The sequence below is a fragment of the Flavobacterium sp. SLB02 genome, assembly GCF_009664855.1.
Classification (GTDB): domain Bacteria; phylum Bacteroidota; class Bacteroidia; order Flavobacteriales; family Flavobacteriaceae; genus Flavobacterium.
Genome location: NZ_CP045928.1, coordinates 171,369 through 191,210 on the forward strand (window position 1 = coordinate 171,369; position 19,842 = coordinate 191,210).

The window sequence follows — 19,842 nt, forward strand, 5'->3', positions numbered from 1 at the left end:
TGTCTGAAAATCAGTGTTTTTAGAGTGGTTTTTTATTTTAACTAAATATTAACTTTATTAATAACGGAATGATCGTTCCGTTATTATATCTTTGTACAATAATAATTAAATAATCAATAATTTTAAAAATAATAAAAATGAAAAATTTAGAAAACAAAGTAGCCATTGTAACTGGTGGAAATAGCGGAATTGGGTACGCAGCTGCAGCTGATTTAGTAGCAAAAGGTGCAAAAGTAATTGTAACAGGAAGAAACAAAGAAGCTTTGGCTCAAGCCGAAAAAGAATTGAATGTTACCGGAATTGTTTCAGATCAATCCGATCTAAAATCGATTGATAGTTTGGTAGAGCAGGTAAAAGCTCAATTTGGAAAAGTTGATATTTTATTTTTAAACGCAGGAACAGCTTCTTTTGCTCCGGTAGAATCAGCTTCAGAAGCGCATTATGACAGTATTATGAATGTAAATGTAAAAGGGGTTTATTTTACCGTTCAAAAAGTATTACCAATCTTAAATGATGGAGGTTCTATTATTTTTAATACTTCGATTAATGCTCATGTTGGTATGCCAAATTCCAGTGTTTATGCAGCAAGCAAAGCAGCAGTATTATCTTTAAATAAAGTATTTGCTACGGAATTAGCGCCAAGAAAAATTAGAGTAAACGCAGTTTCTCCAGGTCCTGTTGAAACTCCATTGTACGGAAAACTAGGTTTAGAAAAAGCAGAAGTGGAAGGTTTTGGAGCCGTTTTAGGAGAGAAAATTTTATTGAAACGTTTTGGGCAGGCTTCAGAAATTGCAAAAACGGTGAGTTTTCTGGCTTCAGATGATGCATCGTTTATTACCGGAACTGAAATTGTTGTTGATGGTGGACTTACCGTTAATGCTGTAGTATAATTTTTTTTTACACAAATTCAGGAACGATTGTTCCGTTTTTTATACCTTTGTAATGTTAATTGAAAAAATCATGGCTAGAACAAAAGAATTTAATGAAGATCAGGCTTTAGACAAAGCCATCGAAATTTTTTGGCACAAAGGTTATAACGGAACATCGGCCCAGGATTTGGTGACACATTTGGGTTTAAGCCGCTCTAGTTTGTATGACACCTTTGGCGATAAGCAAAAGCTTTTTGCTCAATCGTTGCAGCGCTATCAAAAAAATGCACAAAACCAGATCGTCGAGCTTTTTGATCAATCAGAAAATATCAAAGAGACTTTACACGACATTTTCAAACAAGCTGTTATCGAGAGTTTAGAAGACCGGATTACAAAAGGTTGTTTTATGGTAAACTCTTCGGTAGAATTAGCGATGCATGATGAAGAGATTGCCAAAATTGTAAAAAATAACAGCCAGATAATGGAAGAAGTTTTTACAACTGCCATACAGAAAGGTCAGGATTCAGGACATATTTCAAAAGCAAACAGTGCGAAAGTTTTAGCCCGGTTTACTTTTAATAATTATTCAGGAATCAGGGTTTTGGCACGTACCGGCGAAAGAGATAAACAAGTGTACGATGATATTATAAAAGCAATGTTATCGATTTTGTAATGACTTTGAGAAACCTTAAATAAAAAAACGGCAATTACGAATGTAGTTGCCGTTTTTTGTTTTAAGTAAGTAATAGAAAATGAATGACTCTTAGCTTTTTTCTTCTTTATTGAAATAAACTAAGTAGTAATACATTTGTTTTTCTTCATCCCAGCCTTTTTCAACAAATTTTTCAGCGCTTTCAGGGTTGATAAAATCCATCTTAATCTGAATATGGGTATCCAGGTTAATAACGTTTTTAATCGATTTTCTAGCGTCAGAAACTGCTGCGTTGGCAATAGGGAATGAGGTTACATCTTCGATGCTGTATTTTTCTCCTTTATCAACTTTATAATTTTTGAATTCAGGAATCAAGTCAGGATTGTCTAATACTTCATTCAAAAAGTTTTGTTCTTCGAACTGATCATTTTTAGCAAAATAATTCACAGATCTGTTCATAAACATTACTTCTTCTTTTTTGTCTTCTGCTGGCAAAACAACATCTTTTGCGAAGTTTTGACAGAATTTCAAGTATTTTTTAGTGATGAAGTTTTCATCTTCAAAAGCATCAACAGATAAAAAGTGCTCTAACCAGTAACGCGCATCATAACGGTTACTGTCAACAGTTAGAATTTTATATCCTTCTTCTTTTTTATAATTAAAAATCAAACAACCTTTGTCTAATTTGCTTAGGTTGATACCTTGCTGCAAGATCATCTCAAGGTTACTGTTTTTTTCTTCAAACTGTAAAAAGTCAGCTTGTAACTCACTTTTAAAAATTCCGATCGCATCAACAACATTATTATCGATACTTAAGTTTGTTAAATACGTTACGTAAACTTCTCCGTTTTTAATGTGCGGATGATTTGATTGCTCGAATAAATGCGTGGTGATTCTTTTAGAAATCTCCTGCAAGTTATTCGGATTATCAAAAATCTCCGTAGCATACTTAAACATGTCGTTGTAATCCAAATCGACTTCGTGCGCAAACTGATAATAGTTTTCTTCTTTCTCTCTAAAAGGCTTAAAAAAGTACTCTTTTATCAAAGGCACAATTTCATCATTTAGATTAAATGGTTGTTCCGATAAAAAAATCGCTTCGTTTCTGCTTTTGTTTCCTACGCGGTGTATCGCAAGCGTCTCGATGTGGGTGTTGAATAAGTTGATCATGTTTCTATTTAGGTTCAGAGTGGCAAAGGTTCAAAGGCACAAAGGTTTAGTTTCTGTCTTTTATCTTTCGAATAAAGGCAATTAACATGCGCTCTAGTTCTCTGCTTTCTCCATTTATTTTATTAAATTGATTCTCGCTTAAAAATTTTAAATTGAATGAGATTTCAAGTTGGGTTTGCATCTCGAATAACGATGACATTGAAATATTTAAAAATCTCAGATAATCATTATTTCCGTCTCTGCCATAACCTTCCGCAATATTGCTGGGTATTGATACTGAACATCTTCTGATTTGTGAAGATAGTCCATAAAATTCTTCTTTTGGAAATGAATTTGTTAATTGGTAAATTTCAGTTACTATGTTCATCGATTTTTACCAGATTAAAAGGTCTCGAAAAGTATTCATCATTAGTACATTAAAAAAAATAAATGTAAAAATAAGAATTTTATTACTTTTTAAAACCGCAGGTTTTAAAGAAAACCTCTGAACCTTTGAACCTCTTTCTTTAATTCCAATTTTCCTCAAATCCAAAATCTTCAAAGCTATCGTCTCCTTCGAACATGTCTAGATCGTCTTCGTCGAGATCATCTTCAAATTCTCCGTAGATATCGTCGTGCATATCGGCTTCAAAGCTTTTTTCTATGGCTTCATCAGGCATTTCTCCGTGAGAGAATAAAGTTTCCGGGTAAGGAACTCCTGCAATTTGATCTTCGATAGCGGCCAATTCAACTAAGAATGTCCACATATTGATGAAATCATATACGTAGATAATTTTAGTATTTTGCTCATCTAAGAGATCAGATAATTTATAATCGCTCATGGTTCTTTGTTCTCCCGGAACGTCGCCAGTATCAAAAAGTGCAATTTCATCTTCCTGATTCCAAGTTTCATCGCAGGTATAAAACGAAGCTACTTCCATTCCGTCAAAACCAAAAGCGTTGAAGATAGCATTGTGTAAATCTTCAAGAGTATCATCTTCAAGAATTGCAATGTCTCTAAAAATATCTTCTTCGGCGTCTAGAATTACTCTAAATTTATAAACCATAATCTTTGTTTTTATTGAGAGGTCAAAGGTAAAATATAAAAAAGGATTTATGAATTAGGAATTGAGATTTGTTGAAAAGATTTTTATTTGTCAGATTGAGCGAAATAGATCTGTCAGGCTGAGCGGAGTCGAAGCCCATTCCAATTGGCAAGTCCTCTCCTCAAGTCTCACTAAACTCAGGATGACAACCGTGTTTCAAAAAAAAAACTATCTCCCAACCAATCGTTTTCTAATTTTGTGATAATGCTTATGATAAGTACTATGAGTAGGATAACTTCTGCTTGAAGTCATATTATTAAAAATCAAAGCCGTTAAAAGTAAAATCAAAGTTCCAACTAAAACAGGTGAAATCACATACATATATCCTAACGCTTTTACTTTTTCTGTGCCAATAACAGCAATTAAAGCAGTTGCGCCTCCGGGAGGATGAAGTGTTTTTGTAATTTGCATAGAAATTATGGCAAGCGAAACGGCCAAAGGAGCAGCAACCCAGATAATGTCTGGAGCTAATTTGTGAACTGTAACACCAATAAAGGCAGAAATTACGTGACCTCCAACTAAATTTCGGGGCTGTGAGAACGGACTTTGAATAATTCCGTAAACCAATACACTCGAAGCGCCAAAAGAACCAATTAAATACACAGCATCATTTCCTGAAAAGTGAATTGACTGTACATAAGCCAAAATTCCAATTCCTACGAACGAACCTAAAAAAGACCAAAAGTGTTCCTTAAAATCGATTAGAGTTTCCTTGTAAAGAATGTAACGGGTTTTGCGATAGCTTCTTTTAATTTTTGGAGTGGGCATATTTGCTAAATATTTTTTGTGGTATTATTTTATCACAGATTTAAGCGATGTTAAAAACCTGTGCAATCAGTATTTGATAATTTATTTTATTAGACTTGGAGTATAAGAGTATACCGTATAGGGATAAATCATTTTTGCCGTGTACTTTGAAATTAAGCAAACCACCATAATTGGTAAAAACAAAGTATAATCGTTTGTTAGTCCGCATACTAAAAATATGGCGGTAAAAGGGGCATGAATACTGGCGCTTAAAACTGCTGCCATCCCGATGATCATAAAGTTAACCGGAAGTACATGAACCTGAAAAAACGTGTTTAATATAGATGCTAATAATAATCCCAGAAAAGCACCAATAAAAAGACTTGGAGCAAACACGCCTCCGTCTCCTCCCGAAGCTAATGTTATAGAAGTCACGATAGGTTTTAGAAGTAAAACTCCAACAAAAGTAAAAGCCAAAGTAAGGGTTAAGGTAATTTCGGCTGAGTTGCCAACAATACCTTTTATAGCGTGATAACCTTCTCCATACAATTGAGGAAAAATAAAAAGTGAAACGCTTAAAACCACAGAACCAATTAAGATTTTATAATAATGTGTATCGATTCTTCCGAATTGAGATTTAAAAAATAAAACGCAACGGGTTAGATAAACTGAATTTATTCCGGCTAAAATTCCTAAAAGGATAAAATACGGAATCGCTTTTAGATGCCAGGTTGTAATAGAAACAGCAAATAAAGGTTCTTCTTTTAATATCGTTAATAATCCAAAAGCCACTGAAACCGCAATGATGTTCGAAATCACAAAAGCTCGGGTCACTTTTCTGGAAATTACTTCGAGAGCAAATAAAATCCCTGCAATTGGACTGCTGAATAATGCCGTAACACCAGCTGCAACTCCCGCACAAATCAATTCGGTTTTGTATTTGCGAAATACATTTTCTTTTTGTTGTGCAACAGATCCAATTGTAGCGGTGGCAACTACGGTTGAAACTTCGATTCCCGTTGAACCTCCAAAAGCGACAGTTAGTAATCCGTTTATAAAGTGAGAGGGTATTTTATATGAAGGTAAATTTTTTGAAGTTGATTTGGTGCTTTCAAAAACTTCTTTGATGCCTTTATTTTCTTTTTTATTGAATAAATATTGTCTTAGAAAATAAATAACAGATAATCCGAAGACGGGGAAAATGATATAAAAAATCGGGTTTACGGAGACTTCATGAAAGAAGATTTCTTCGTAATATTCTGTAATTTTTTTTAGTGATATTCCTAAAAAGGCCGAAAGAAAGCCAATTAAAACAGAAACAATAACTAATTTTTGGAAGACAATAAATTGATGATTTTTTTTGATTTTCGCCGTTTTGTTCATCAGTTGTGGATTTTTTCAATCGCATTTTTTTTATGCGGATTACAAAATTAGAGAATCAAAGTCGGTTTTTAATAAAAATCAGTCATTATATTGTGTTAAAGTTCTCGTTTTAAGAATTTTCTTTCGCTTACGGGATTGGCCACAAAGGCACAAAGACTCTAAGTTTTTTTAATCAATTGATAAGTAAAAATTGGTAAACAAATCTCGCAAAGTCGCAGAGTCGCAGAGTCGCAAAGTTGTTAAGTTAATTTTCTTTGCTACTCTACGACTCTTTGCGCGAGATTTCCATAACAATTTGAATAGCCTCCAGCTTTAGCTAGAGATACATTATTTTATATAGAAAAGGCTTTAGCCAAATTTTATTTGTTCGGCTAAAGCCTTTTTGCTTTTGTTTATTTACACATCCAGCTAAAGCAGGAAGCTATTCAAATAACGTTGAATCAAAATATGAAAAACTTAGCGTCTTCGCGCCTTTGCGAGATTATTTTAAACTTATCTTTCATAAAACTCAATAGGCAACAAATCAGGATCGGCGATAAAAGTAAATCGCTTATTGGTTGTTTCATCAATTCGAATAGGTTCTGATTCGATATTCTTAGTATTCAAAAAAGCAATTGTTTCTTCCAGATTAATTACTTCAAAAGCCAAATGACGCAAACCAACAGCTTCAGGTCGGGAAGGACGTTGCGGCGGATTTGGAAAAGAAAATAATTCTATGACATAAATGCCATTTAAGGCCAGATCAAGTTTATACGATTGACGTTCTTCGCGATAGATTTCTCTAATAATCATTAATCCCAAAACTTCGGTATAGAAAGTTTTAGATTTTTGATAATCGGAACATAAAATGGCGATATGATGAACTTTATTTAAGGTAAGCATTTATTTAGATTCAGGTTCTTGATTTAATTTTCGAATTATTTTGGCCGGATTTCCAACAGCCAATGAATTGGCCGGAATGTCTTTGGTCACTACAGATCCGGCTCCAATAACACATCCTTTGCCAATAGTTACTCCCGGACAAATAACAGAATTTCCGCCAATCCAGCAATCATCACCAATAGAAATGGGTAATGCATTTTCGAGTGTTTTTCTTAATTCGGCATCAAGCGGATGAGTGGCAGTATAAATTTGAACGTTTGGTGCAAAAAACACATTCGATCCAATATTTACGGGCGCACAATCTAAAACAACACAATTTACATTAAAATAAACGTTGTCACCACAAGAAATATTGTAACCGTAATCACAATGAAATGGAGGTTCTATGTAGAAACTCTTACCTACATTAGGAATTAACTCCTCTAAAATTAGTTTTGCTTTTTTTGTCAGGCGATATTCAGTTACGTTTAAACGGTGAAGTAGATTTTTAGCCTTTCGGCGTTCTTTTACTAAAACAGGATCTCCTGCAAGGTAGTATTCTCCGCCAATCATTTTTTCTTTCTCAGTCTTCATAAAATGTAATTATATTTTTTTCTTAGCAATCTTTTCATGAATTTTTAATGTTTCCTGCAAAGCAGCCGTCGCATACCAGGGTGTTAATTCGGCTTCGAGCAAATTGGCTTTTATTGCCGGATCTGTGGCAACAAGTGCTTTTGCTTCTTCGACGGTTTCTACATTAAAAATATATATGCCTCTGTAATTTCTGTCATTTTTCATAAATGGTCCGGCAACAACCAGTTTTCCTTCCTGGGCTAGTTTGTTGATGTTCGCCATATGACCTTCGAATAATTTTTTGCTTTCTTCTTTTGATGCGCTTGTATGGGTTCCTGATTTTAAAAGACAAAATATATATTTCTTCATACCGTATTCATCGGCTTTCAGTGATTTTGCCAGATTTTCATCGAATTTCATTTCAGTTTCCTGAGAAAATCCGATAACATTTATAAATAAAAATGCGAGTAACAGTCCTGATTTTTTCATTTGAATGTTTATTTAGAAAAAGATGTTTTGTATTTTAAATAACTCCCAATTTTCATTCCTCATTCGGAATGGCAAACTATACGAAAATATTGTTATGAAAAGGATTGTTCTAGACCCAATAAAAGTGTAAATCCTTTTGTGGCGTCCCGATAGCTATCGGGAGCCACAAAAGATTGAAAACGGATTGCTTCGCCAGTGCACTTTCAGGCTCGGGATTAGCTCCTAAAAAAAGGTTTTATCACAGAAATCGGAATCACAAGGTTGCACAAAATTATCTACTATAATAACTTCTTCAAAATAACAATCTGTCCTAAATGATAAATATCATGCTGAATAATACCATGAATATCTTCATAAAAATTATGATTGTTATTTGGATCTATTTTATCAAAGCCAGCATCATCAAAATCACTCAAAAAGGCACTCCATAATTCCTGAGATTTAGCGAGACTTTGTAGTGATTGTTCCCATGAAGCTTCAGATGAATCCAAAATAGGAACGAAATAATTATGATCAGGAGTTGTAACAATTTCGCCCTGCACACGTCTTAAAATATTTCTTCTCCATTGAATTAAATGATTGACAATTTCCCAAATCGTATTTAATTTTGGATTTATTTTTCTGTAAGCCTGCTCAGCCGTTACATTTTCTAAAGTATGTGCCAAAGTAACCTCCAGCCATGGATGTCCATTATAAATGGATTGATATAAATTCGAAACTCTTTTGCTTTCTGACATAACTGCTATGGTTTATTTGTTTTATTTAAAAAAATTAAACTTTCGGTCTTAGTGATTATCAAAGATATAAAATCAATTTCTAGATAATCTGTTTTACAACTTTTTCAGTCTCAGTATTAAAAACTAGTATACCTTCATTTTTGTTGTCAAGTTGTTCCGCTAATTTTCCTTCTTTTGTCCAAATCGAACTAAACCCAACACTTACAAAATTATCACATTCTCCAATACAATTGGACATTAGAACCGGAATGGTGTATTTTTTAGCAATTTCAGGATAATGTTTAAAAGCTTTATGTATTCCGTTTTGTGATTTGGCAACACTGGCCAGATATATATCCCCTCCAAGTTTGTTTGCTTTTTCGGCATGTTCTGTTTGTAGGCTTTCATAACAAATAGCAGGAATAATTTTTTGATTCTCAATTTGGATTATAACTTGTTCATTTCCATTTTCAAAATAGGGAAATTCATCTTCGTGAAGTTGTTGTTTTGAATAGGAAAGTCTTTCTTGGTTTGGTCGAAATATAAGCATACTAATTCGTATTCCATTTTCGGTTTTTAATGGAATCCCAACTCCAATAGTGATATTCTTAAGAGTACTAGTTTTCTCAAAATAATCAAATCGATTATCATCTTGATGAGTTGCAAGATCTTTGGCCAATTCGGGTTCGTAACCAGTTAATGAAAGTTCAGGAAAAAAAATCGAAGTTGCATTTAATGAGGAAGCAAGTTCTATAAATTTTATGTGTTTTTTTATGTTAGCTGAAATATCTCCTTTAAAAGGTTTTATTTGTGCGATTCCTATGTTCATTTGGAGTTTTATTAAAGACGAAGAACTAATAGCTAAGATACAAATAAGTATTTTACAACTCATCCTCGAAATTCTACAATTGGGTTATTTAATATTTTTTAACAAAAACTGTTAAAATATATTTGCACCATCAAAAACAAAATACCATGACAACCAAATTACTTTTTACCATTAGCTTTTTATTTTTTACCTGTTTTATTTTTGCCCAAAATACTATTTCGGGTAAAGTATTAGATCAAAAAGGAAAACCTGTTCCGGGAGCTAATATTTATATCGACGGAACTTATGACGGAGCTACAAGTTCTGAAACAGGAGATTTTTCGTTTGAAACATCAGAAACAGGAAATAAGACTTTAGTAATAAGTTTTTTATTGTACGATACTTTCAAAAAAGAAATTGATGTTGCCAACTATAAAGATCAAACCGTAAAACTTAGAGAAAACGTAAATGCACTTGACGCTGTTGTAATTACTGCCGGAACATTAGAATCAGGAGACAAAGCAAGAGTTTCGGTCCTAAAACCTTTAGATATTGTAACCACAGCAGGTTCTGCGGGAAATATTATTGCCGCTTTGCAAACCTTGCCGGGAACTCAAACTGTTGGAGAAGACGGACGTTTGTTTGTACGTGGAGGAGAAGCCAGCGAAACTCAGACTTTTGTAGATGGACTTCGTGTAGCACAGCCTTATGGCGCAACAACAAATAATTTACCAACCCGCAGCAGGTTTTCGCCTTTTTTGTTTAGCGGAATTGCTTTTTCTACCGGAGGATATTCTGCCGAATATGGAGAAGCTTTATCAAGTGTTTTATTATTGAATACGCAAGATGAACCGGACCAGAATAAAACAGATATTGCTTTAATGACCGTAGGTTTAGGAGTTGGAAATACGCAAAAATGGAAAAAAAGTTCTTTTAGTATTAATACCAATTATATAAACCTGGCACCTTATCAGGCGGTAATTCCTCAGAATGTAGATTGGAATAATCCTTATCAGTCTTTGGGAGGTGAAGCGGTTTACCGATATCATTTTGAAAGAGGTATTTTTAAATTATACGCCGCTTTTGATGCTGAAAAATTTGATTTGAATCAGAAGAATGTAAACTTCGTTGACCCCATCAGAACCGATTTAAACAATAATAATTTTTATTTGAATGCCTCTTACAAAGGAGATTTTGGAACGGGCTGGCAGCTAACATCAGGAATTAGTTACGGGTATAGCAAAAACAAAGTCAAATATGACATCAATGATGTTGACAGTAACGAAAATGCAGCACAGCTGAAGTTGAAATTAAGAAAAAACATTTCCAACTATTTTAAATTGTCTTTTGGAGCCGATTATTTTATGACCAGATACAATGAAAATTTTGATGATAACATTTCGATAAAAACAGCCAATGGTTACGACTCAAATATCGCTGCTCTTTATACCGAAGGGGATATTTTGTTCTCGAAAAACCTGGCGATGAAAGTAGGTTTCAGGCTTTCGAATAATAGTTTGCTTGACGAGACCAATATAGCGCCAAGAGCTTCAATCGCTTATAAAGTTTCTAAAAACAGTCAGTTTTCATTTGCTTACGGAGATTTTTCTCAAACTCCTGTTGTTGATTATATTAAATATTCAAAATACCATCAGTTCGAAAGTGAAAAAGCGAGACATTATATTTTGAATTATCAGTTTACAAAACCAGGGCAAACTTTCAGGGCAGAAGCATATTACAAAGATTACAGCAATTTGGTTCAGTATAATACGAGAGATATTCAGTACAATTCGGTTTTCAATAACAATGGTTCGGGTTATGCAAAAGGATTGGATTTATTTTGGAGAGACAGTAATTTGTATAAAAACTTAGAATATTGGATTTCGTATTCTTATATCGATTCAGAGAGACAATACAAGAATTTTCCAATGATGGCAACTCCAAATTTTGTGGCAAATCACAGTTTATCCATCGTAACCAAATATTTTATCACCGATTGGAAATCGCAAATAGGTTTCACCAACAGTTATAGTTCAGGAAGACCTTATAACGATCCCAACCAAACACAATTCATGAACGGGAAAACAAAGTCATATAATAGTTTGAGTTTTAACTGGGCGTATTTACTAACAACACAAAAAATCCTGTATTTCTCGGTTTCGAATGTATTAGGAACCCAAAATGTTTTTGGTTACGACTACGCAAAATTACCGGACCCTAACGGAGTTTATAACAGACAAGCCGTTGTACCAACCGCAGACCGATTCTTTTTCGTAGGTTTCTTCTGGACGATTAGTGATAATAAAAATGAGAATCAATTGAAGAATCTTTAGGAAGGTTCAAAGTGACAAAGGTTTGTCGAGCTTGGATTTGAAAAAAAATGCAAGTACTTAACAAGCTTTAGAATTAAAAAACGGATGCAAACTTAAAACCTTTGTCCCTTTGCTACTCTGAACCTTTGCACCTTTAAAAAAAACAATTCAGTCATCAAAATCAACAACTCAGTATTATTTAATTTTAAAGCATTAAAAATCAATATACTTTTGAAGTATAAAATAATAAGCGACTAAGCCTCTAAGACACTAAGAAAAAAGAAGCTTATCTCCTTAAAACCTTAATACTTAAAAAGAAGAGTTTTAATCATCAACAAAACTTAGAATCTCAGAACCTTAGCATCTTAGTAACTAAAAAAAAAAGAAATCATGACCAAAATTATTACCTTAATCACATTATTTATCTGCAGTCTGATATCTGCTCAAAATGTAAAACTGACTGTTTCTGTTTCGGGTTTAAAAAATAATGCAGGAACTGTTAAAGTAGGTTTGTACAACTCAGATGGGACCTTTCTTAAAACAACCTATAAAAGTGTTGGGTCTGAAATTAAAAACAACAAAGCAGTTGTAAAATTCGACAATATTCCGGCAGGAGAATATGCAATTTCAACGTATCACGATGAAAACAATAACGGAAAACTGGATAAAAATATGATGGGAATTCCTTCTGAAGATTATGCAGCTTCAAACAATGCAAAAGGATTTATGGGACCTCCGGCTTATAAAGATGCTAAATTTGTCATTGCGAAAGATTCAAAAATTGAAATTACATTATAAATAATAACTAACAAAACAAAATAAAAACAACCATTTTAATTACTTATAAAATGAAAAAAATCATCACTTTAATCGCATTATTCGTAGTAACAATAAGTTCTGCACAAACACAGTTTGAACAAGGAATGGGAAAAGCGTTAGGGCTTTGGAAAGAAGGAAAAAATACAGAAGCTTCGGCATTGTTCGAAAGAATTGCTGCAGCAGAAAAAACAAGTTATCTGCCTAATTATTATATCTCTTTAATCAATACTATATCGGCGTTTTCTGAAAAAGATAAAACAAAAATAGATTTGTTGCTGACAAAAGCACAAGACGCATTGGATGTTGAATTGATAAAAGATCAAAACAATGCCGAATTATATGCCATGCAGGCTCTAATCTATACGGCCTGGGTAGTAGCAGACCCAATGACAAACGGAATGAAATATTCGGCTAAAGTGATGGAAGCTTACGCAAAAGGAAAAGCCATAGATCCAAACAATCCGCGAATTGTTTTTGGTGAGGCTGATTACCAGTTAGGTGGCGCAAAATGGACAGGAGTTGATACAAAACCTCTTTGTGCACAAGTTGATAAAGCTGTTGAACTTTTTGCTACTTTTAAACCAGAAACTCCTTTTTCGCCAAAATGGGGATTAGAAAGAGCTTTAGAAACTCAAAAGAATTGTAAAAAATAAAATTAATTTAAGCTGATAATATAATGAAAGATCGCGGAACTGTTTATGGAGATTTAAAAAGTGGAACAATAGTTTCGTTCAAGATTTCTATGATTTTTACGGTAATATTTTCAGCTTGTTTAGGAGGTGATTTAAATGTCAGAAACGTTCTTATTACTTTTTTTATCAGCTGTCTTTATTCCTTCCTTGTAGGTTTTGGTAACGGATATATTAATGTTTACTTAGATAAAAAATGGGATTGGTTAGAGCAAACGAACTTAAGGGTATATTACGGAATTTTGGTTACTGTTTTGTATACAGTTCCGATCGTTTTAGGAATTAACTATTACATCTATGTTATTTTGCAGGATGTATCTCTAGAAGTTTTTTTTAGCGATAAGATGATTTGGGTACACTTGTTTTATATCATACTCGCGTTGGGAGTTTCGACTTTTATGCAGGCCAGAAGTTTTATGGTAAAGTGGAAACAGGCATCAAAATTCGAAATTACACAACAAAAGATTATTGCAGGAACAGCAAATGCAAAATTCGAAAGTTTAAAAAATCAAATAGATCCACATTTTCTTTTTAATAGTTTAAATGTATTAAGTTCTTTAATCGAAGAAAATCCGGATAATGCGCAACGATTTACGACTTCTTTATCTAAAATTTACCGCTACGTTTTAGAACAAAAAGATAAAGAACTAGTATCTGTAGAAGATGAATTGTCGTTTGCAAAAACTTATATGAATTTGCTGAAGATGCGTTTCGAAAATAGTTTATTTTACGAATTGCCCACCACAAATATAAACCCTGATGCAAAAGTGGTTCCGCTGTCTTTGCAGCTTTTGCTGGAAAATACAGTGAAACATAACATCGTAAGCGAACAAAAACCGTTGCATATCAGAATTTTTATTGACGGAGATTATTTAGCAATTCAGAATGATTTTCAGAAAAAAGAAGTTTTGCAGGACAGGCAGGGAGTCGGATTGCAAAATATTGTAAATCGATACGGGATTATAACAAACCGAAAAGTTTTGATCGAACAAAATGAAAAAACTTTTACAGTTAAAATTCCAATTTTGACCAAACAAATTACAGTTATGGAAACAAGTGCAGAATATAGCGATGAGAATAAGGCTTATTTCAGAGCTAAAAAAAGAGTAGAAGAATTAAAAGGTTTTTACGGGAATGTTATTTCATATTGTTGTGTAATTCCATTCTTAATTTTTATAAATTTGAGGTATTCTCCTGGATTTCAATGGTTTTGGTTTTCGGCTTTGGGCTGGGGGTTTGGAGTGGTAATGCATGCTTTTAAAGTCTTTGGTTACAGCTCAGATTGGGAAGAACGAAAAATAAGAGAGATTCTTGAAAAAGAAAAACAACAAAAAAACTGGAAATAATGGAACCCAATTATAATGAAGCAAAACGCTATTACGAGGCTCAGAAAAGAGTCGTCGAAATAAAAAAGTTTTACCAGCACCTAACGGTTTATCTTCTTTGTAATCCCATTGTTATAGTGGTTAATCTTATGACATCTCCTGGGTATTTGTGGTGTATATATTCTGTAATAGGATGGGCAATTCCGATCATTTTGCATGGCATGAAAGCTTTTGGGTTTTCGCCTATTTTTAATAAAGATTGGGAAGAACGAAAAATTCAGGCGCTTTTAGAAAAAGAGAATCCAAAACAAAAATGGGAGTAATCATGGAAAATAATTTTAACAATAGCGAGGAAGAATTCGAACTTCAAAAAATGGCCAATAAAAAAGTACTTAAACTTAAGGCATTTTATTCGCATGCATTTGTTTATGCTATCGGAATGATCATTTTTATTTTAAAAGAATACGCAGGATTACCTTTAAATTTCCTGCCGTTTAAATATATAAATTGTTTTGTAATGATCATCTGGACAACCGCTTTTTTAGTTTCTGCGGTAGATTTATTCGCTTCTTTTAAAATTTTTGGAGAAGAATGGGAAGAGCGAAAAGTGAAAAGTATTTTAGAGAAAAAAGAAAAAACACAAAAATGGGAGTAATCATGGAAGTTAATTTAAATGAAGAAGACAGATATTATCTGGCAAAAAAGAGAGTTGAAGAAATTAAAGGCTTTTACGGAAATTTAACCGCTTTTATTGGTGTAAATGTTGTTCTTATTTTTGTCAATTTATACACATCACCGGATCATTTATGGTTCTATTGGCCTTTAATGTGGTGGGGAGTTGGAGTTGTTTTTCACGGAATGAAAGTTTTTAAAATATTTCCGGTTCTTGGAAAAGAATGGGAAGAACGGAAAATCAAAGAACTGATGGAAAAAGAAAAAGAAGGTAAAAATAAATGGCAATAATTTAATTCAAAATAAAATGGGACGATTTAGACAACGTATGTATGATGAATACAGACAAGAATTTAGTACAGACGAAAGTTATAATATTGCGTATAAAAAAGTAAAAAAAATCAAAGGATTTTATTCGCACCTGAAGGTTTATATTATAGTAAATGCTATTATCATTATCACTAGTGTAAACAGGAATTTTGTTGGATATGATTTTAATAATGGAAATCATTTTACGATAAGAAGTTTAAATAATTGGGAAATTTATTCTACAGCACTGTTTTGGGGAATAGCTTTATTGATTCATGCCTTTACAGTTTTTGGACCGGATATATTTTTCGGCAGAGACTGGGAACAAAAGAAAATTCAAAAATATATGGAGAGAGAGGCTCAGAATAAAAATAAATGGGAGTAATTTTAAACTAAAATTTCAATTTTTGCATTGTACTAAATGACCACATTAATTATAGAAGACGAAAAACCGGCAGCAAGATTATTGCAGCGTAAACTAGAAAAGTTAGATATTGCCGTAGAAACCATGCTGCACTCTGTAGAAGAATCAGTTCACTGGTTTAGCAATAATGAACATCCTGATTTAATTTTTCTGGATATTCAGTTATCAGATGGTTTGTCGTTTGAAATCTTCGAAAAGATAAACATTCAAAGCGCTATTATTTTTACTACAGCTTATGATGAATATGCTTTAAAGGCATTCAAATTAAACAGTATCGATTATCTTTTAAAACCTATTGACGAGGATGATTTAGAAGTAGCGGTGACTAAATTCAAAAACCGAATTCCGAAAGCAAATTCAGGAAATCAAAATCTACAGCTTGATTTTGAGCAAATACGTCAGATGTTATCTAATCCTTTCGAAAAGAGTTACAAAAAACGTTTCACCGTAAAAATAGGGCAGCATTTAAAAGTGATTACAACCGATGAAATCGAATGTTTTTTTAGTGAAAACAAAGGAACTTATATTCATACTTTCGATAATAGAAACTATCTGATCGATTCTACTTTAGAAGTTCTGGAGCAGGAATTAGACATGAAGGATTTCTTTCGCGTAAGCAGAAAATTTATTATTCCGCTTACGGCAATAAAAGAAATCCAGGTATATACCAATTCTCGCCTCAAAGTTATTTTACCTACTTACAAAGAAGATGAGGTAATTGTAAGCCGCGAGAAAGTACAGGATTTTAAAAGTTGGTTGGGGTAAATTTTATTCCATCCAGAATTCAACCTTAAATTAAAGAGCCATCGGCTCGATCTATTTTGTAGCACCTGATTTTAATCCGGTTAACACAAAGATTAGCCAAATATTTAGCATTAATTAAAAATAAAAAAAAATCCTTCGGTTGAAGGATTTTTTTATTTGAAGATTTTTTTTATTTACTCAATCTATGCAAGGTAAACGTCATGGCACTTAAAAGGAAGAACGCCATAATTTGGTGAATTAATCCTAAAGCCAATGGAATACTGTACAATAGCGTAAATACACCCAACGCAAATTGAATAAATACAAAAAGAACTAAAGTTTTAATTCCGTTTACCTGTGTTCTTGAAAGTGAAAATTGAGTGCTTTTGTAATATAAAAATAAGATAAAAGCAACCACTACATAAGCAAAAGTTCTGTGTACAAACTGAACACCGCTTTTACCTTCGATTAAATTTTTGACCAAAGTAGATTGTTCAATAAAAACAGAATCATGTATAAATTCTCCATCGCTCATTAATGGCCAATGATTGTGAATTAATCCTGCATTTAATCCTGCTACAAAACCACCATAAATAATTTGAATTAATAAAGCAACTAAAGCAAATCTTGCAATATTACGAAGCGGAATTACTTTAGTAATCGTTCTTTCAGGATAAATTAAATCCAATGCAACCCATAAAGTATAGGCGAAAGTGATAAATGCAAAAGTAAGGTGCAAAGAAAGTCTAAAGTGACTTACGTCTGGATTATCGATTAATCCGCTGCGAACCATGAACCATCCAAGGAAACCCTGAAATGCTCCCATTGCCAAAAGAACGATACATTTTTTGACAGTTGCACGGTCCAGTTTCTTTTTCATTAAAAAATAAACAAAAGGAACAAAGAAAACCAATCCTATGATTCTACCAATAAAACGGTGGAACCATTCCCAGAAGTAAATAAACTTATAATCTGCTAGTTGAAAATCGTTATGAATGTTGATTTTTTGATACTCAGGAAATTTTTTGTATTGCTCGAAAGCTTCATTCCATTTTGCATCCGTCAAAGGAGGGAAGGTGTCGGTTACCAAATGCCAATCGGTCATTGATAAACCTGAATTAGTCAAACGGGTAATTCCGCCAACAACAACCATTAAAAACAATAAAACACAACCTGATAGTAACCAAATGATTACTGATTTATTCTCTTTTTTCATTCTTTTCCAATTAATTCAATCTCGTTAATTTTGTTTTTGCTTTTTCGTTCTCTTCTTTTTAAATAAAGTTTTAATAAAGTAAAGTTTGCTATAATGTTGATAATTAGGATCACTGTCATAACTATTATTCTATATTGATAGCTTTCAATGTTCATTGTTATTTTAAAATAATCAATTAGAACTGCATTTTGAAAAATCGCGCCTATAATCATTATAGCAGATATGGAAGCAATACTGATTAAAAAAAAGAAGATTTTATATTTATAGTGACTACTGTTAGTTCTATTAATTTTTCTAATAAAAATAATATTAGTTACTAAAACTATTAATATTAAAATAATAGAAAAAATAGCCCCTAATAGATCCATTACTTTTTAGGCGTTAAATTTAATTTTGCAGCTCTTTTAATAATAAAATCATAAGCAGCCTGATATTCATTCGGGATATCACCTTCTAAAATAGCTTCTTTCACCGCTTCTTTCAAAACTCCAATCTCGCGTGAAGGTTTTAAATCGAACAATTCCATAATTTCTTCACCTGAAATTGGCGGTTGAAAATTACGAACATGATCACGTTCTTCTACTTCAACAATTTTCTTGCGAACGATTTCAAAGTTTTTATGATATTTCTTAAACTTCGACGGATTTTTGGTTGTAATATCAGCTTCACATAACGTCATTAAATCATCTACATCTTCACCGGCATCAAAAACCAAACGACGAACTGCGCTATCGGTTACAATATCCTGTGCCAAAACAATCGGCCGCGAACTCATAATAACCATTTTTTGCACAAATTTCATTTTGTGATTCAATGGCATATGCAAACGTTCGAATATTTTTTTAGCCATTTTACCACCTAAAAACTCATGTCCGTGAAAAGTCCATCCTTGTTTTTTATTAAACCGTTTTGTTGGCGCTTTCCCAATATCATGCAACAAAGCCGACCAGCGTAACCAGACATCATCTGTATTTGGGCAGATATTATCAACCACTTCAAGTGTATGATAAAAGTTGTTTTTATGAGTATGACCTTCAATTTCTTCGACCTGATTAAGCGCTGTTAACTCGGGTAAAATAATATCCAAAAGCCCAGTTTTATATAAAAGTAAAAATCCTGTTGACGGTTTAAGTGTAGATAAAATTTTGTTTAATTCGTCTACAATTCTTTCGCCAGAGATAATTTTGATACGATCTGCATTTTTGGTGATAGCATTCAATGAATTCTCTTCGATTTCGAAATTCAATTGCGTTGCAAAACGAATCGCACGCAACATTCTCAAAGGATCATCAGAGTAAGTAATGTCAGGATTTAAAGGCGTTTTAATCGTTTTGTTCTCTAAATCAGCCAAACCATTAAAAGGATCAGAAAGATCTCCGAATGTTTTTTCGTTTAGAGATAAAGCCAAAGCATTGATGGTAAAATCACGACGGTTTTGATCGTCTTCAAGCGTTCCGTTTTCGACAATAGGATTTCTGCTGTCAAAATTATAAGACTCTTTTCGTGCTCCTACAAATTCTATATCAGTATCTTCAAAACGCAACATTGCCGTTCCGTAAGTTTTAAAAACCTGTACTTTTGGTTTTTTAGGAAGTAATTCAGAAACTTTCAAAGCCAATTCTATACCACTGCCAACAGCAACCACATCAATGTCTTTTTTTGAACCCCGATTTAAAAGCAAATCCCGAACAAAACCGCCAATAACATAACTATCGACATTGAGTTCCTGAGATGCTTTCGAAATTATTTCGAAGATTTTATGTTGTAATGCTGTTTTATAATTTGTTTGTATAGCCACGAATTCACTAATTTTAAATATTACATTTCTTTTCTTGAAGAGAATGAAACGTCTGCAAATTTACAACATAGAAAATGCCTATAATAATGTATTGTTGACTTTTTTGAACAATTTCACATTTTGTAACGTCAATTTTTATGAATTGAGAAAGAGTTGCCACGAATTGCACGAATTTCCACTA

General features: G+C 33.0%; 24 protein-coding genes. 11 read left to right on the plus strand and 13 right to left on the minus strand.

Translation table 11 applies throughout. From position 1 onward, the window contains the following. The first annotated feature begins 137 nt into the window (after window positions 1-137). Both GIY83_RS00750 and GIY83_RS00755 read left to right on the plus strand, forming a co-directional pair. The gene (locus GIY83_RS00750; RefSeq protein WP_208684104.1) at window positions 138-890 is read left to right on the plus strand and encodes a glucose 1-dehydrogenase; all 753 of its coding nucleotides are present in this window, start codon (window positions 138-140) and stop codon (window positions 888-890) included. 70 nt (window positions 891-960) lie between these two features. Then, window positions 961-1,542, plus strand: a complete 582-nt coding sequence (locus GIY83_RS00755; protein ID WP_208684105.1) for a TetR/AcrR family transcriptional regulator — start codon at window positions 961-963, stop codon at window positions 1,540-1,542. Window positions 1,543-1,632: 90 nt separating this feature from the next. On the opposite strand, the gene GIY83_RS00760 is transcribed toward GIY83_RS00755, so the two are convergent. The 10 genes from GIY83_RS00760 to GIY83_RS00805 all read right to left on the minus strand — a co-directional run bounded on the left by GIY83_RS00760 (window position 1,633) and on the right by GIY83_RS00805 (window position 9,374). Then, on the minus strand, window positions 1,633-2,691 hold the full coding sequence (locus GIY83_RS00760; RefSeq protein ID WP_055095663.1) for a nucleoid-associated protein: 1,059 nt from the start codon (window positions 2,689-2,691) through the stop codon (window positions 1,633-1,635). Window positions 2,692-2,737: 46 nt separating this feature from the next. Then, a complete protein-coding gene (locus GIY83_RS00765; protein WP_208684107.1) occupies window positions 2,738-3,058 on the minus strand; it encodes a four helix bundle protein in 321 nt (106 codons plus the stop codon). Window positions 3,059-3,197: 139 nt separating this feature from the next. Further along, on the minus strand, window positions 3,198-3,737 hold the full coding sequence (locus GIY83_RS00770; RefSeq protein ID WP_072963653.1) for a hypothetical protein: 540 nt from the start codon (window positions 3,735-3,737) through the stop codon (window positions 3,198-3,200). A gap of 207 nt (window positions 3,738-3,944) precedes the next feature. Then, window positions 3,945-4,544: an HPP family protein gene (locus GIY83_RS00775; RefSeq protein ID WP_194618360.1), complete on the minus strand. Its 600-nt coding sequence runs from the start codon at window positions 4,542-4,544 to the stop codon at window positions 3,945-3,947. Window positions 4,545-4,625: 81 nt separating this feature from the next. Next, window positions 4,626-5,906, minus strand: a complete 1,281-nt coding sequence (locus GIY83_RS00780; RefSeq protein ID WP_208684109.1) for a chloride channel protein — start codon at window positions 5,904-5,906, stop codon at window positions 4,626-4,628. Window positions 5,907-6,398: 492 nt separating this feature from the next. Then, window positions 6,399-6,788, minus strand: coding sequence for a VOC family protein (locus GIY83_RS00785; protein ID WP_194618362.1), 390 nt, complete (start codon window positions 6,786-6,788; stop codon window positions 6,399-6,401). After that, window positions 6,789-7,361, minus strand: a complete 573-nt coding sequence (locus tag GIY83_RS00790; RefSeq protein ID WP_194618363.1) for a sugar O-acetyltransferase — start codon at window positions 7,359-7,361, stop codon at window positions 6,789-6,791. A gap of 9 nt (window positions 7,362-7,370) precedes the next feature. Next, window positions 7,371-7,829 (minus strand): YciI family protein, encoded by a 459-nt coding sequence (locus GIY83_RS00795; protein WP_194618364.1) that lies wholly within the window; start codon window positions 7,827-7,829, stop codon window positions 7,371-7,373. A gap of 278 nt (window positions 7,830-8,107) precedes the next feature. Beyond that, window positions 8,108-8,566, minus strand: coding sequence for a DinB family protein (locus tag GIY83_RS00800; RefSeq protein WP_194618365.1), 459 nt, complete (start codon window positions 8,564-8,566; stop codon window positions 8,108-8,110). 79 nt (window positions 8,567-8,645) lie between these two features. Continuing rightward, complete coding sequence (locus tag GIY83_RS00805) at window positions 8,646-9,374, minus strand: carbon-nitrogen hydrolase family protein (protein ID WP_194618366.1); 729 nt, start codon at window positions 9,372-9,374, stop codon at window positions 8,646-8,648. A gap of 146 nt (window positions 9,375-9,520) precedes the next feature. Between GIY83_RS00805 and GIY83_RS00810 the strand changes: the two genes are divergently transcribed. The 9 genes from GIY83_RS00810 to GIY83_RS00850 all read left to right on the plus strand — a co-directional run bounded on the left by GIY83_RS00810 (window position 9,521) and on the right by GIY83_RS00850 (window position 16,668). Continuing rightward, entirely contained in the window at window positions 9,521-11,686 is a 2,166-nt protein-coding gene (locus GIY83_RS00810) for a TonB-dependent receptor (RefSeq protein ID WP_208684111.1), read from the plus strand. A 369-nt stretch (window positions 11,687-12,055) separates the two neighbouring features. Next, the gene (locus tag GIY83_RS00815; protein WP_194618370.1) at window positions 12,056-12,463 is read left to right on the plus strand and encodes a DUF2141 domain-containing protein; all 408 of its coding nucleotides are present in this window, start codon (window positions 12,056-12,058) and stop codon (window positions 12,461-12,463) included. Window positions 12,464-12,513: 50 nt separating this feature from the next. Then, window positions 12,514-13,137: a hypothetical protein gene (locus GIY83_RS00820; protein ID WP_194618372.1), complete on the plus strand. Its 624-nt coding sequence runs from the start codon at window positions 12,514-12,516 to the stop codon at window positions 13,135-13,137. Between the two features lie 23 nt (window positions 13,138-13,160). Beyond that, a complete protein-coding gene (locus GIY83_RS00825; protein ID WP_173972694.1) occupies window positions 13,161-14,519 on the plus strand; it encodes a 2TM domain-containing protein in 1,359 nt (452 codons plus the stop codon). After that, window positions 14,519-14,821 (plus strand): 2TM domain-containing protein, encoded by a 303-nt coding sequence (locus tag GIY83_RS00830; protein ID WP_194618374.1) that lies wholly within the window; start codon window positions 14,519-14,521, stop codon window positions 14,819-14,821. Before GIY83_RS00825 ends, GIY83_RS00830 begins: the two co-directional genes overlap by 1 nt. A gap of 2 nt (window positions 14,822-14,823) precedes the next feature. Then, window positions 14,824-15,153, plus strand: a complete 330-nt coding sequence (locus GIY83_RS00835) for a 2TM domain-containing protein (RefSeq protein ID WP_194618376.1) — start codon at window positions 14,824-14,826, stop codon at window positions 15,151-15,153. A gap of 2 nt (window positions 15,154-15,155) precedes the next feature. After that, entirely contained in the window at window positions 15,156-15,461 is a 306-nt protein-coding gene (locus GIY83_RS00840; protein WP_228520551.1) for a 2TM domain-containing protein, read from the plus strand. Window positions 15,462-15,477: 16 nt separating this feature from the next. After that, window positions 15,478-15,864 (plus strand): 2TM domain-containing protein, encoded by a 387-nt coding sequence (locus tag GIY83_RS00845; protein ID WP_194618380.1) that lies wholly within the window; start codon window positions 15,478-15,480, stop codon window positions 15,862-15,864. A 36-nt stretch (window positions 15,865-15,900) separates the two neighbouring features. Further along, entirely contained in the window at window positions 15,901-16,668 is a 768-nt protein-coding gene (locus tag GIY83_RS00850; RefSeq protein ID WP_194618382.1) for a LytTR family DNA-binding domain-containing protein, read from the plus strand. Between the two features lie 169 nt (window positions 16,669-16,837). Here GIY83_RS00850 and GIY83_RS00855 read toward each other — a convergent pair whose 3' ends face one another. The 3 genes from GIY83_RS00855 to GIY83_RS00865 are packed head-to-tail and all read right to left on the minus strand — an operon-like array spanning window position 16,838 to window position 19,661. Beyond that, window positions 16,838-17,863 (minus strand): COX15/CtaA family protein, encoded by a 1,026-nt coding sequence (locus tag GIY83_RS00855; RefSeq protein WP_194618384.1) that lies wholly within the window; start codon window positions 17,861-17,863, stop codon window positions 16,838-16,840. Next, entirely contained in the window at window positions 17,860-18,231 is a 372-nt protein-coding gene (locus tag GIY83_RS00860) for a hypothetical protein (RefSeq protein ID WP_194618386.1), read from the minus strand. The genes GIY83_RS00855 and GIY83_RS00860 overlap by 4 nt, the downstream gene beginning before the upstream one ends. Next, a complete protein-coding gene (locus GIY83_RS00865) occupies window positions 18,231-19,661 on the minus strand; it encodes a CCA tRNA nucleotidyltransferase (protein WP_194618387.1) in 1,431 nt (476 codons plus the stop codon). The genes GIY83_RS00860 and GIY83_RS00865 overlap by 1 nt, the downstream gene beginning before the upstream one ends. Window positions 19,662-19,842 lie beyond the last annotated feature (181 nt).